The organism is Paramicrobacterium humi (genome assembly GCF_900105715.1).
GTDB lineage: Bacteria > Actinomycetota > Actinomycetes > Actinomycetales > Microbacteriaceae > Paramicrobacterium > Paramicrobacterium humi.
In genome coordinates this window covers 2,850,878-2,864,906 of record NZ_FNRY01000001.1, presented here as the reverse complement: position 1 = coordinate 2,864,906, position 14,029 = coordinate 2,850,878, and the positions used below count along the sequence as shown (strand labels likewise).

At 66.7% G+C, this 14,029-nt stretch carries 10 protein-coding genes; 4 read left to right on the top strand and 6 right to left on the bottom strand.

Annotation, left to right across the window (positions count from 1 at the left end; all coding sequences use genetic code 11):
* Positions 1–11 precede the first annotated feature (11 nt).
* Entirely contained in the window at positions 12–1,208 is a 1,197-nt protein-coding gene (locus BLV49_RS14175) for a thiolase family protein (RefSeq protein WP_091185896.1), read from the top strand.
* 2 nt (positions 1,209–1,210) lie between these two features.
* A complete protein-coding gene (locus BLV49_RS14170; protein WP_091185892.1) occupies positions 1,211–3,346 on the top strand; it encodes a 3-hydroxyacyl-CoA dehydrogenase NAD-binding domain-containing protein in 2,136 nt (711 codons plus the stop codon).
* Positions 3,347–3,408: 62 nt separating this feature from the next.
* Here the strand turns inward: BLV49_RS14170 and BLV49_RS14165 are convergent, their stop codons facing one another.
* Positions 3,409–4,149: an AfsR/SARP family transcriptional regulator gene (locus BLV49_RS14165; protein ID WP_091185889.1), complete on the bottom strand. Its 741-nt coding sequence runs from the start codon at positions 4,147–4,149 to the stop codon at positions 3,409–3,411.
* A 222-nt stretch (positions 4,150–4,371) separates the two neighbouring features.
* On the opposite strand from BLV49_RS14165, the gene BLV49_RS14160 reads away from it, so the two are divergent.
* Both BLV49_RS14160 and BLV49_RS14155 read left to right on the top strand, forming a co-directional pair.
* Positions 4,372–5,634, top strand: a complete 1,263-nt coding sequence (locus BLV49_RS14160; RefSeq protein WP_143034065.1) for a hypothetical protein — start codon at positions 4,372–4,374, stop codon at positions 5,632–5,634.
* 2 nt (positions 5,635–5,636) lie between these two features.
* Positions 5,637–7,034, top strand: coding sequence for a caspase family protein (locus tag BLV49_RS14155; protein ID WP_091185883.1), 1,398 nt, complete (start codon positions 5,637–5,639; stop codon positions 7,032–7,034).
* Between the two features lie 89 nt (positions 7,035–7,123).
* On the opposite strand, the gene dxs is transcribed toward BLV49_RS14155, so the two are convergent.
* From dxs to dut, 5 genes are all read right to left on the bottom strand, one after another.
* Positions 7,124–9,079 (bottom strand): 1-deoxy-D-xylulose-5-phosphate synthase, encoded by a 1,956-nt coding sequence (gene dxs, locus BLV49_RS14150; RefSeq protein WP_091185880.1) that lies wholly within the window; start codon positions 9,077–9,079, stop codon positions 7,124–7,126.
* 109 nt (positions 9,080–9,188) lie between these two features.
* Positions 9,189–12,002 (bottom strand): aconitate hydratase AcnA, encoded by a 2,814-nt coding sequence (gene acnA / locus BLV49_RS14145; protein WP_091185877.1) that lies wholly within the window; start codon positions 12,000–12,002, stop codon positions 9,189–9,191.
* Positions 12,003–12,141: 139 nt separating this feature from the next.
* Positions 12,142–12,858 (bottom strand): DUF3159 domain-containing protein, encoded by a 717-nt coding sequence (locus BLV49_RS14140; RefSeq protein ID WP_091185874.1) that lies wholly within the window; start codon positions 12,856–12,858, stop codon positions 12,142–12,144.
* Positions 12,858–13,553, bottom strand: coding sequence for a DUF3710 domain-containing protein (locus BLV49_RS14135; protein ID WP_091185871.1), 696 nt, complete (start codon positions 13,551–13,553; stop codon positions 12,858–12,860). Before BLV49_RS14135 ends, BLV49_RS14140 begins: the two co-directional genes overlap by 1 nt.
* Positions 13,550–14,008 carry a dUTP diphosphatase gene (gene dut / locus BLV49_RS14130; protein WP_091185867.1) on the bottom strand — a complete coding sequence of 153 codons (459 nt, stop codon included), beginning with the start codon at positions 14,006–14,008 and terminating at the stop codon, positions 13,550–13,552. Before dut ends, BLV49_RS14135 begins: the two co-directional genes overlap by 4 nt.
* Between the last annotated feature and the right edge of the window lie 21 nt (positions 14,009–14,029).

Sequence of the window (14,029 nt, the reverse complement as noted above, 5' to 3'; positions counted from 1 at the left end):
AAGGAGGCACAGTGACGATCAATGCTGACGTCTATTTCATTGACGGCGTGCGGACGCCGTTCGGCCGTGCCGGCGAAAAAGGCATGTACTGGCAGACCCGCGCCGACGACCTCGCGGTCGCGGCGATGATCGGAATGCTCGAGCGGAACCCATCCGTGCCGAAGGAGCGCATCGACGACGTCGCGATCGCGGCGACGACGCAGCAGGGCGACCAGGGGCTCACTCTCGGCCGCACGACCGCGCTGCTCGCCGGGCTGCCGAAGTCAGTGCCCGGCTACGCGATCGACCGCATGTGCGCGGGAGCGATGACCGCAGTGACGGCGGTCGGCGGCGGCGTCGCGTTCGGTGCGTACGACCTCGCGATCGCCGGCGGCGTCGAGCACATGGGCCGGCACCCGCTCGGCATCGGCGCGGACCCCAACCCGCGCTTTCTCGCCGAGAAGCTCGTGAGCGCCGACGCCCTCGACATGGGGAAGACCGCCGAGCGCATTCACGACCGGTTCCCGCACCTCACGAAGGAGCGCGCCGACCGCTTCGGGATGCTCAGCCAGCACAAGGTCGCCGCCGCGTACGAAGCCGGCAAGATCCAGCCCGACCTGGTCCCCGTCGCCACGCGCAGCGACGCCGGCTGGGGGCTCGCGACTCGCGATGAGGGCATGCGCCCCGAGACGTCGATGGAAGGACTCGCGGGACTTCGAACTCCGTTCCGCCCGCACGGCCGCGTCACGGCCGGCACCTCATCACCGCTGACCGACGGCGCCACGGTGAGCCTCATCGCCGGCGCCAACGCCGTGAAGGAGTTCGGGCTCACTCCGAAGATGCGCATGGTCAGCTTCGCCTTCGCCGGCGTGGAGCCGGAGATCATGGGCCTCGGCCCGGTCCCCTCGACGGAGAAGGCGTTGCGCAAGGCGGGGCTCAGCATCGACGACATCGGACTGTTCGAGCTCAACGAGGCGTTCGCGATCCAGGTTCTCTCGTTCCTCGACCACTTCGGCATCGCCGACGACGACCCGCGGGTGAACCTGTGGGGCGGCGCCATCGCCGTCGGCCACCCGCTTGCGGCATCCGGCGTGCGGCTCATGATCCAGCTCGCCGCGCAGTTCGCCGAGCACCCCGAAGTGCGCTACGGCGTCACGGCGATGTGCGTCGGCCTCGGCCAGGGCGGCACAGTGATCTGGGAGAACCCCTCGTGGAACGGACGGAAGTGACGATGACGAACGACACGCGCGCACGCTTCAGCGCTCTGCTTGACATCTCCGGCGACGAGGTCGTCACGCACTCGTTCGTGCGTGACGTGTCGCTGCCGACGGGGAAGACGCTCGCCCTGCTCACGCTCGACAACGGGAAGGACCACACCCGGCCGAACACGTTCGGGCCGATCGGGCTCATCGAACTGGACGACGCTCTCGAGACCCAGCGCGAGCGGGCGAGCCGCGGCGAGATCGCCGGTCTCGCGATCACAGGCAAACCGTTCATCCTCGCCGCAGGCGCCGACCTGTCGAAGGTCAACGACATTCCCTCGCGCGAGGTCGCGAACCTCCTCCCGCAGCTGGGCCACCACGTCTTCGGGAAGCTCGAGGACCTCGGTGTGCCGACGTTCGTGTTCATCAACGGGCTCGCACTCGGCGGCGGACTCGAGATCGGGCTCAACGCCAACTACCGCACGATCGACTCCTCGGCGGCGGCGATCGCCTTGCCGGAGGTGTTCCTCGGACTCGTGCCCGGCTGGGGAGGGGCGTACCTGCTGCCGAACCTCATCGGCATCGAGAATGCGCTCAAGGTCATCATCGAGAATCCGCTCAAGATGAACCGCATGCTCAAAGCGCCGCAGGCGTTCGAGCTCGGCATCGCGGACGTCATGTTCCCCTCCGCGCGCTACCTCGAGGACTCCATCGCGTGGGCGTCCGGAGTCATCGAGGGTGCGATCAAACCCGAGCGCAAGAACACGCCCGGGAAGATCGAGCGGATGGTCAAATGGGATGCGGCGACAGGTATTGCCCGCAAGATGCTCGAGTCGAAGATCGGCACCGTGCCGGTCGCGCCATACAAGGCGCTCGACCTCCTGAAGGCCGCAAAATCAGGAACGAAGGCCGAAGGCTTCGCGCGCGAGGACGAAGCCCTGGCCGACCTGATCGCGGGAGAGCAGTTCCGTGCGTCTGTGTACGCGTTCAATCTCGTGCAGAAGCGAGCGAAGCGACCTGCCGGTGCGCCCGACAAGGAACTCGCGCGCAAGATCACGAAGGTCGGCGTGATCGGAGCGGGCCTCATGGCCACGCAGTTCGCGCTGCTGTTCGTTCGACGCCTCCAGGTCCCGGTCGTGATCACCGACCTCGACCAAGAGCGGGTTGACAAGGGCGTCCAGACGATCCGCAGTGAGATCGACGCGCTGCTCGCGAAGAAGCGCATCTCCCCCGATGAGGCGAACAGACTCAAAGCGCTCGTCCACGGCACGACCGACAAAGCCGACTTCGCGGACTGCGACTGGGTCATCGAGGCCGTCTTCGAAGAACTCACCGTCAAGCAGGACGTGTTCGCCGACGTCGAGAAGCACATCGCCCCGGAGGCCGTGCTCGCAACGAACACGTCGTCGCTCTCCGTCGAGCAGATCGGCGCGAAGCTCGAACACCCCGAGCGGCTCGTCGGCTTCCACTTCTTCAACCCGGTCGCGGTCATGCCGCTCATCGAGGTCGTGCGCACGCCGCAGACGAGTGACGAGGTGCTCGCAACCGCAATGGCGACGGCGAAGAACCTCAAGAAGAACGCCGTCATCACCCGGGACACGCCCGGATTCGTCGTCAATCGGGTGCTCGCCAAGCTTCTCGGCGAAGCGATGCACGCCGTCGAGCTCGGCACGAGCTTCGCCGACGTCGACGCCGCCCTCGCACCGCTCGGCCTCCCCATGCCCCCCTCGGAGCTGCTCGACCTCGTCGGGCTTCGTGTCGGCGCGCACGTGCTCGACACGCACCACCGCGCGTTCCCGGATCGCTTCTACGACTCCGAGAAGCTGCACAAGCTCGCCGAGTACGGCACTCTCTTCGAGAAGGACAAGAAGGGGGCGATCAAGGGCTTCGACAAGGGCGCCCTGAAGATCATCTCGGGCGGACGCGAACCGATGAGCCGCGAGGAGCTCCTCCGACGCGTGCAGGACGGACTCGCCGACGAGATCCACCGCATGCTCGACGACGACGTCGTCGAGGCCGCGGAGGACATCGACTTGTGCCTCATTCTCGGCGCCGGGTACCCGTTCCAGATGGGCGGTGTGACGCCGTACCTCGACCGGGTGGGCGCGAGCGAGCGCGTCTTCGGCGACACGTTCCACCACCCGCCGCTGCTCGGGCTCTCCTGACCGACGCGGCTGACAGCCAGAGCGGCCGGTCATCCCTGGCGATGCCCGGCCGCTGAACGTGGTCAAATGAACCAGGTCGATTCCGTTTCCCCTCGGTCCTTCACCGCTTGAGAGCGAAGGAGCGCCGTGGTCTCAGCGGATGGACCGAGTCCGAACTCCCGGCCCAGGAGAGCGCGGTACTTCGCATACGCCTGGACTGCCGCGGCATAGTTTCCGGCGGAGAGGTGGCCGCGGATGAGCAGTCGCTGGCAGCTCTCCCGGAAAGGATCGATGAGGGCCGCCACCTCCGCAGCCTCGGTCGCTTCGTCGTTATGACCAGCCCGCAAGCAACTGGCTGAGAGTGCTTCCAGCGTGTGCAGCCTGAAGCGGCGGATGCGCTCCTGCTCAGGAAGCAACCATTCGTCGTACCAGCCGGGAAGCAGATCTGCCGATCGGAGGCGCTCGATGGCGGTCGTCGCAATCGCGGGCGATACGTCCGCTTGCAGGTCGGTGGCCAGTTGGTACAACTCCCTCACATCCGTCGCGACCTCGAAGCGCAGCGACAGCGGATTGCGCAATTCCGAGAGCAGACCGGGCATTGAACGCCTGATCTGCCATAAACATGAGCGAAGGCTTTGCGCTGCGTGGACCTCGTTGGCATCCGGCCACAAGAGCCCAGCCATGAAGTCGCGCGGCCGATGGCCGAGCAGCGCGAGGGCAGCGATCACTCGTTGCTGACCGGTCGGGATCTCGATCAGCCGGCCGGCACGTTCCAGGCCCCAATAGTTGAATAGCCTGAGGCGCCATTCCGGGTCTCCAGTCACGAGCGCCCCCTGCGTGCTCTTGCGACTCAATTACCCGCGCAGTTGACGTAGCCCGCGGGCGTGTCACGCAGTCCCTAAGGATGCGCAGTGACGGAAACCTAACTCATTCTTGACGCTGCGATAACGGGAATTTTACACCTCTGGCGCTTCAATGAGCACCGACAGAGGGAGAAGATCATGTCCACGACAACCACACGAAAGCCACGCAGGACACCGCGCGCCGTGGCAGAGGAAACTGCACCGGAAGCGGCATCCGAGGACCGTTCGACAGTCACGGCGACCCGAGACCCCCTTATCGCGGCCGGTGGATCGGTTCCGATGACCGACGCTTCCACAATTCCGACAAGCGCGGAGCCGCAGCCCTCACTCGAGCCGGCCGGTGCGCCTGTGCCGACAGATGAAGAGCTCGCATACCGGGGCTGGTTCTCCGACGCCGTCAGCTGGGTCGGCGACAAAGTGGAGGACGCAGCCGACGCCGTCGTCGATGAGGTCAAAGAACACGCCGACGACGCCGTCGTCTGGGGAACAGGCAAGCTCGGCGGCATCCTCGGCGCTTTCGGCGGACCCGTTGGCGCAGCCGCGGGCGCACAACTCGGCACCTATGCAGGCAAGCAGCTCACCGGGCTCTTCCGCGGTCAGGACGGCTCACCCGTCGTCATGGACGCTCAGACCGCTCGTGCGCTCGACCAGTCAAGGAACGAGCAGGCTCAGCTTCGAGCCATCACGCGGGAGGTCACACAGCGTCTCGCGCCGATCCTCGCCGACGCGATGTATCAGGAATCACAGGCACGCAACGCTCGCGGAGAGGACGGACCGGCCGACGACGAAGCGATCGAGCGCTTCTGGGCCGACGACCTGTTCAAACAGATCACCAGCACGATCATGACCGACTGCCTTCAACCGGCGATCAAGACTGTGACTCAGAGCCTGGGCATGTTCGCCGACAGCAGGGACATGGACACAATCGATCCAGTGCTTGTCGACACGGAAGTGGCGCACAAGTTCACAGCGCCGGTGCTCGGAGCTGTCATCGCCGCCGTCCAGTCGTGTGTTCCCGACTTCTACGCGTACATCCGAACGGGGTCCGCACCGACTGTCCCCCGCGATGCCTCGATCACGTGGGACGACCTCATCTCAGGCGGCCGGCTCTTCGACGGTGACCGGATTGCTGTTCTCGAACCGACTCCGCTCGACGACCAGCGCGCGACCGAATTCGTCATCGAAGTGCCCAAGCACAAGTCCTGGTTCAAAGGACTGCAGCTCCTCGACGAAAGCGGAACGCCGATTCTTGAACTGAGCGTCGACGGCGTCGACCGCTCAGACAGCGGCCGAGTGGCTTCGGAATCCTTCTTGGCCTCCGGATGCATCATGCAGCTGCTCAAGTCCGACGCCTCGGGACTGCGCCGTGTCGCCTACCGGCTTCCCACCGCAACGCTGACCGAGCTGCAGGGTCAATCCGTTCACTTCTACTGGTATGCGGGCTGATCATGCGCAATCTCTCGTTCGGCTCCATCGGGGACGATGTCAAGCTCGTCCAGGGGAAACTGCAGGAGCTCGGCTATTACACGCTCGCCATCGACGGTCGCTTCGGGCCCGGAACCGAGGGCGCGGTCATGCGGTTCCAACGCGACAACGGGCTGGACGTCGACGGCATCGTCGGCGAGCACACCTACGCCGCACTTGGCATCGCGGCCGGTGCTGTGGAGGGCGCTGAGCCGGCGCCCGCCGGTACGTCCACACGGCGCCGCAGATCCCTGCACGTAGGGCTCAACGGCGTCGACGCGAATCAGTACAACGGATGGGATGGGAAACTGACCGGCTGCGAGAATGACTGCCGAACGATGCTCGAGATCGCAACCGCCGACGGCTACAGCGTCCACCAGCTTCTGACGGCGCAAGCGACGACGACCAACGTGTTAGCCGCAATCGCCGACGCCGCCCAGGAGTTGAGGGCCGGGGACGTGTTCTTCCTCACCTACGCGGGGCACGGCGGCCAAGTGCCGGACACCAATTCGGATGGCGAGACGGACCGGCAGGATGAAACCTGGGTGCTGTACGACCGCATGCTGATAGACGACGAGCTAGAGGCGGCCTTCAGCCAATTCGCGTCCGGCGTCGACATCGTCCTCGTATCAGACAGCTGCCACAGCGGAACCATCTACCGCGACATGTTCAGTACCGGGCAGTTCGAGTACTCCCGGCTGAAGGAGTCGTTCTACCAGGACGTCGTCACTCCTCCGGAAGCCGAAAGGGACTCGTCCGGCGTCGTCGCGCGCTACTTCCCACGACCGGCGATGGCCATGACGCGGTCATTCACGGCCGCAGGCGGAGACGCGGAGCTGTTCGCGAAGGCCCAAACGCAATGGAACGGAGATCTGGACAGCACTCCCGCGTTCTCCTGGCGGGACATGCTCCCGCCGGACTCGCACCCGCGCGGCGTTGGCGCAGAGCCGCTCGGAGCAGCGCCTCGCCGGTTCCCCGGAGCAGTGGCTGCTGCGACGATGCTCGACACGCGAAGCATGGAAGAGATGACGACCGGAATCGTGGCCGTTCGCGCGATGCCGCTCGCTGTGAACGCCGACATCATCGTTCGACAGGCGCGACAATACGCCGCAGTGAAGGAGGCGGTTCGGGCGCGCTCGGCGGTTCAAGCACGCGGTCTTGCGCTCTCAGGGTGTCTTGACGCGCAGCTCTCACAGGAGGTCGGCGGCAACGGGGTGTTCACCACGGCGCTCAAGCAAACCTGGGCAGAAGGGAGCTTCACCGGCTCGTACGTCTCGTTCCACACCGCGATTCTGTCGCAGATGGGACCAAGCCAGACGCCGCAGCTCAGCGGATTTGGCACGGACTCCGACAAGGTCATGCAAGAGACCCCGTTCGCATGAGCCTGCTGTCGCTGTCGCGGACACGGCCGGGAATGCGGTGCGATGAACAGATCGGCCGGTCATCCTGCGGGATGACCGGCCGATCGGCGTCAGGAGCGCTCGCTCGCCTGGGTGTCGGGTTGCACGGCCAGGTCCAGGTCTTCCGTGGCCGGTCGCGCGACGGGGATGCGGCTGCCGAGCACCTGGGCGACGACGTCGCGCGCGATCTGCTGGGCTGTGAGCCCCGCGCTCTCCAGGATCTGCTCACGCGAGGCGTGCGGAATGAACTCGTCCGGGAGACCAAGCTCGTCGACGGCCGTGTCGACGCCGGCGCCGCGCAGCACCTGGCGGATCCGAGTTCCGATCCCGCCGACGCGGATGCCGTCCTCGAGGCTGATCACCAGGCGGTGCTCGCGAGCCATCCGCACCACGCTCTCCGGTACCGGGATCACCCAGCGCGGATCGACGACCGTGGCGCCGATGCCCTGGTCGGCGAGGCGCTCTGCCACGTCGAGGGCGAGTGACGACATCGGGCCGACCGCGACAAGCAGCACATCCGGCGTGTCGGGCTCGCGCAGCACGTCCACCCCGTCTGCCGTGCGCGAGAGAGCGGGAACGGCACTCGCCGCCGCCCCTTTCGGAAAGCGCACGACGGTCGGCGCGTCCTCGATCGCGACCGCCTCGGCAAGCTCCTCGCGCAGCCGCTCGGCGTCGCGCGGCGCGGCGATCCGGATGTGCGGAACCGTCTGCAAGAGCGCAAGGTCCCAGATTCCGTGGTGCGACGGCCCGTCCGGTCCCGTCACCCCCGACCGGTCCAGCACGAACGTCACTCCGGCACGGTGCAGCGCGACATCCATGAGCACTTGGTCGAAAGCACGATTGATGAACGTCGCATACAGCGCCACCACGGGGTGAAGTCCGCCGAAAGCGAGACCGGCGGCGCTTGCAACGGCGTGCTGCTCGGCTATGCCCACGTCGTGGACGCGGTCCGGGAAGCGCTCAGCGAATTGGTTGAGCCCCGTGGGCCGCAGCATCGCGGCGGTGATGGCGACGACCCTCGGGTTCGACTCGCCGAGCGCCACGAGGCTGTCTGAGAACACGCTCGTCCACGAGGGGCGGGACTCGACCGACGTCGGCGCCCCCGTCGACGGGTCGATCTTGCCCACGGCATGGAACTGATCTGCCTCGTCCCGGAGCGCGGGCGCATAGCCGCGGCCCTTCTCGGTGATGGCGTGCACGATGACAGGGGCGCCGTAGTCGCGCGCCTGCTCCAGCGCCTCTCGCATCGCCACGATGTCGTGGCCGTCGACGGGACCGATGTACTTGATGTCGAGGTTCGAGTAGAGGGCCGCGTTGTTGGTGAATCGGGTGAGGAAGCCATGGATGCCGCCGCGGACACCGCGATACACGGCGCGAGCGGGTCGGCCGAGCCGGTCGAATGCCGCCTCGCTCGACTGCTGCAGTGACTTGTAGCCCTGGCGGGTGCGTATGCTGCTCAAGTAGCGCGCCATCCCGCCGATCGTCGGCGCGTACGAGCGACCGTTGTCGTTGACGATGATGATCAGCCGCCGCGTGTTGTCGTCGGAGATGTTGTTGAGCGCCTCCCAGGTCATGCCGCCCGTGAGCGCCCCGTCGCCCACGATGGCGACGACGCGGCGATCATGCTGTCCTGTCATCTCGAAGGCGCGCGAGATCCCGTCGGCCCAGCTGAGGGAACTCGACGCGTGCGAGCTCTCGACGATGTCGTGCGGCGACTCGGAGCGCTGCGGGTACCCGGCGAGGCCGTCGCGTTGCCGTAGCAAGCTGAAGTCGTGCCGGCCGGTGAGCAGCTTGTGCACGTACGACTGGTGTCCCGTGTCGAAAACGATCGCGTCTCGAGGTGAGTCGAACGTGCGGTGCAACGCGAGGGTGAGCTCCACGACGCCGAGGTTGGGGCCGAGATGCCCGCCGGTTTGCGACACTTGCGCCACGAGGAACGATCGGATCTCGGCGGCCAGCCGCTCCAGCTGCGTGTTCGACAGCCTGTCGAGGTCGCGCGGTCCGGAGATCGACTCAAGAAGGGTCATGGATGCTGCTCCTCGCACACTGTCGTCCGCCGTGGCTGCTACTTTACGCCGCTGCCCCCGAGCGGCTCACACGGAGCGCTCAGGGGCAGCGAGGTGATTGGTGCTGTCGCTACGCGACGAGGCTGCGCAGCACGTACTGCAGAATGCCGCCGTTGCGGTAGTAGTCGGCCTCACCCGGTGTGTCGATGCGGACCGTCGCGTCGAACTCGATGGTCCGCTTGCCTTCGGGCGAGTGCTCGCTCGGCTCGGCCGTGACGTGCACGGTCGAGGGCGTGGAGCCGTCGTTGAGCGCCTCGATGCCGGAGATCGAGACGATCTCCGTGCCGTCGAGCCCGAGGGAGGCGGTGGTCTCCCCCGCCGGGAACTGCAGCGGGATGACGCCCATGCCGATCAGGTTCGAACGGTGGATGCGCTCGAAGCTCTCCGCGATCACGGCGTGGACGCCGAGCAGGCTCGTGCCCTTCGCCGCCCAGTCGCGGCTCGATCCCGAACCGTACTCCTTGCCCGCGAAGATCACGAGCGGGGTGCCGGCCGCCTGGTAGTTCTGCGAGGCGTCATAGATCGCGGCCTGCGGGCCGTCGGCCTGCGTGAAGTCGCGGGTGAAACCGCCCTCGACGTCCTCGAGCAGCTGGTTGCGCAGGCGGATGTTCGCGAACGTGCCCCGGATCATCACCTCGTGGTTCCCACGACGGGAGCCGTACGAGTTGAAGTCCTTGCGGGACACGCCGTGCTCCGTGAGGTAGCGGCCGGCAGGGCTGTCGGCCTTGATGGAGCCGGCGGGGCTGATGTGGTCGGTCGTGACCGAGTCGCCGAGCTTCGCGAGAACGCGAGCGCCGCTGATGTCCGAGACGGGAGTGATGTCGAGGATCATGCCGTCGAAGTACGGAGGCTTGCGCACGTACGTCGACTCGGCGTCCCATTCGAACGTCGCACCGGTCGGCGTCGGGAGCGACCGCCAGCGCTCGTCGCCGTCGAAGACGCTGCTGTACTCGTGCGCGAACATGTCGCTCGAGATCGACGAGTCGATCGTCTTCTGCACCTCAGCGGGGTCCGGCCAGATGTCCTTGAGGAAGACATCGTTGCCGTCCTGGTCGGTGCCGAGGGGGTCGCTCTCGAAGTCGAAGCTCATCGAACCGGCCAGAGCGTACGCGATCACGAGCGGCGGACTCGCGAGGTAGTTCATCTTCACGTCGGGGTTGATGCGGCCCTCGAAGTTGCGGTTGCCCGAGAGCACCGCGGTGACGGCGAGGTCGCTGTCGTTGACGGCAGCGGAGATCTCGTCCTCGAGCGGTCCCGAGTTTCCGATACAGGTGGTGCAGCCGTAGCCGACCGTGTAGAAGCCGAGCGCCTCAAGATCTGCCGTGAGACCGGACTTCTCGTAGTAGTCGGTGACGACCTTCGAGCCGGGAGCGAGAGTCGTCTTCACCCAGGGCTTCGACTTGAGGCCCTTCTTCGCGGCGTTGCGCGCGAGCAGTCCCGCAGCGAGCATCACCGACGGGTTCGAGGTGTTCGTGCACGAGGTGATCGCGGCGATCGCGACGGCGCCGTGGTCGATCGTGAACGCCTCGCCGTCGTTCATTGTCACGTCCGTCGGCTTCGAGACCGAGTGCGGAGCGTGGCTGCGGTGCGTGTGGTGGTGCTCGTTGTGAGCGTCCTCGGGCGTGTTGCTCGGCGGGTCGGATGCCGGGAAGGACTCCGACACCTCGAGGTCGACGAGGTCGTGCTCGACCGTCGCGTAGTTGTGCAGGTCCTGCTCGAACTGCGACTTCGCCTCGGTGAGCCGGATGCGGTCCTGCGGGCGCTTCGGGCCGGCGATGGAGGGCACGACGGTCGACAGGTCGAGCTCAAGGTACTCGCTGTACTGCGGCTCCTGGCTCGGGTCGTGCCACAGGCCCTGCTCCTTGGAGTACGCCTCGACGAGCTTGATCTGCTTCTCGTCGCGACCGGTCAGGCGCAGGTACTCGAGAGTGACGTCGTCGATCGGGAAGATCGCAGCGGTCGAGCCGAACTCGGGGCTCATGTTTCCAATCGTGGCGCGGTTCGCGAGCGGGACCGCGGCGACGCCCGAGCCGTAGAACTCGACGAACTTGCCGACGACGCCGTGCTGACGCAGCATCTCGGTGATCGTGAGCACGACGTCGGTCGCCGTGACGCCCGAGGGGATGTCTCCGCTGAGCTTGAAGCCGACGACCTTGGGGATGAGCATGGAGACGGGCTGGCCGAGCATGGCCGCCTCGGCCTCGATGCCGCCGACGCCCCAGCCGAGCACGCCGAGGCCGTTGACCATCGTCGTGTGCGAGTCGGTGCCGACGAGCGTGTCGGGGTACGCCTGGACGGCCCCATCGACCTCTCGCGTGTAGGTGACGCGAGCGAGGTACTCGATGTTGACCTGGTGCACGATGCCCGTGCCGGGCGGAACGACCTTGAAGTCCTCGAACGCGGTCTGGCCCCAGCGGAGGAACTGGTAGCGCTCCCCGTTGCGCTGGTACTCGATGTCGACGTTGCGCTCGAGCGAGTCCGCCGTGCCGAACACGTCGGCGATGACCGAGTGGTCGATGACGAGCTCCGCGGGTGAGAGCGGGTTGATCTTGCGCGGGTCGCCGCCGAGGTCGACGACGGCTTCACGCATCGTCGCGAGGTCGACGATGCAGGGCACGCCGGTGAAGTCCTGCATCACGACGCGAGCGGGCGTGAACTGGATCTCGGTGTTCGGCTCCGACTGCGGGTCCCACGACCCGAGGGCCTCGATGTGGGCCTTCGTGATGTTCGCGCCGTCTTCGGTGCGGAGCAGGTTCTCGAGCAGAACCTTGAGACTGTATGGCAGCTTCTCGAAGCCCGAAACGGCATCGAGGCGGTAGATCTCGTAGTCGGCGTCACCGACGCTGAGCGTGCTCTTCGCACCAAAGCTATTTACCGTGGACACTTGCCTCTCCTTCATCGGCGCTGGCAGTACAACGCTCGTTCACAGTCAATTCTGGCTTCCGGGTGATTTCTCAGCTAGCAAGGCCTGCCTAACCCGACGCCGACCGTGCGAATTTATCTTGATGTCGAGATAAAGTCTATCAGGCCGGCTCGGCGTTCTCTCGCGGACCGGTGCGTCGACGGATCGCCGACACCACGAGCCACGTGGCGACCAGGACGGGCGCGTAGAGCGGGACGCCCATGAGCAGTCGGAGCGCGCCGAGGGCTTCGACGTTCCCGGCGAAGTAGAGCGGAAGCTGCACGACGAGCCGTGCCGCGAACATGGCAGCCCAGACAAGCGTGATGCCGCCGTAGATGCGGCGAAGCGCGCGGTGGCCGCGCCAGTTCGCGCCCTCTCCCGTGAGTAGCCCGACGACCACGCCGACGAGCGGCCAGCCGATGAGCACCGAGATCAGGAGCGCGGCGAGGTACGTGCCGTTGGTCCAGAATCCGAGAACGTAGTAGTCCTCTGGCTTGTCGTTGAGCAGGGCGAGCCCGGCGGACAGCGCGATGCCGACGAGCCCGGCAAGTGCTTGCGTCAGGCTCTGCCGCTGCGCGAGGCGCACGACGGCGAAGAGGACGCCGACGACGCCGGCCGCGACGATGGCGGCGATGAGCTGCTGGCTGACGGTGAACACGACGAGGAACAGCAGGCCGGGCAAGACGGCTTCGAGGATGCCGCGGACGCCGCCCATCGCCGCGAGGAGCGCTCGGCCGGTGAGGGTGTCAGCGGCGGTGAGGTTCGCGAGGTTCGAGGAGGCGGCGGCGCGGCGCACGCTGTCGCCGACCGCGTCCTTGTGCGCGTCGTCGCCCGACACTACGCCTGCTGGCCGGGCTGGACCGGCATCTTGAGCGGGATCAGGTCGCGTGGCGGCATGGCCTGGCCGCCGCGCACGACGACGATGCTGCGGAACAGGTCATCGAGCTTCTCGGCGGCGTCGCCGCCTTCTGCTCCTGCTCCGGCGACAACGCCTCGCAGGAACCAGCGCGGCCCGTCGACCCCGATGAAACGAGCCGCCCGGCTTCCGGAGGCGCCGTCCTTCGCCACGATCGGCACGGATGCGCGCAGCTCAGGACCGAAGGTACCTTCGACCTCTTCCACGGTGCCGCCCTGCTTCGTGATCTGCTCGCGGATCTGTTCGCGAGTCTCGTGCCACAGGCCGCGGCTGCGCGGCGCCGCGAAAGGCTGCACCTGGAGCGTCGAGCCGGCATAGTCAAGGCCGACGGCGACGATGCGCTTCGAGGACTCCTCCACTTCGAGGCGGAGGTTGAGGCCCTCGCGCGGGAGGACCTTCACTCCCCCGAGGTCGATGAACGGCTGAACGGGGTTGGCCTCCGCCTCGTCGAGGGGACCGTTCTGCTCGCGGTCGGCGGGCGCGGACTTCTCCGTCTGGTCGGGCTCTTCCGCGGCCTCGGCCTCGGTCTCGTCGACGGCGTCGTCGTCCGCGACGGCGGCATCCGTCTGGTCGTCGTGCTCGAGAGCCGGGTCGCTCTTCTTCCTGCGCAAGATCATGACTGGACTCCTGTCTTGGGTGCGTTGTAGCCGGTCGAGCCGAAGCCGCCCGCGCCGCGAACGCTGTCGGGAAGGACATCGACGGGCGTGAACGTGGCCTGGGCGACCGGCATCACGATCAGCTGGGCGATGCGGTCGCCGGCCTCGATGCGATACGGCTCGCTCGCGTCGGTGTTGAGCAGGATCACCTTGATCTCACCGCGGTAGCCTGCGTCGATCGTGCCGGGACTGTTGACGACGGTGATGCCGTGCTTGGCCGCAAGCCCGCTCCGCGGAACCACGAACGCGGCGAATCCCTCGGGAAGCGCGATCGACACGCCCGTCCCGACGAGGGACCGCTGACCCGGCTCGAGAGTCAGGGACTCCGCCGATCGGAGATCAGCGCCGGCGTCTCCCGGGTGGGCGTAGCTCGGAGGCTGTGGCGCGATAATGAGTACGTCTGCGCTTTCAGTCACAGATCGAGGTTAGTGCAGAAA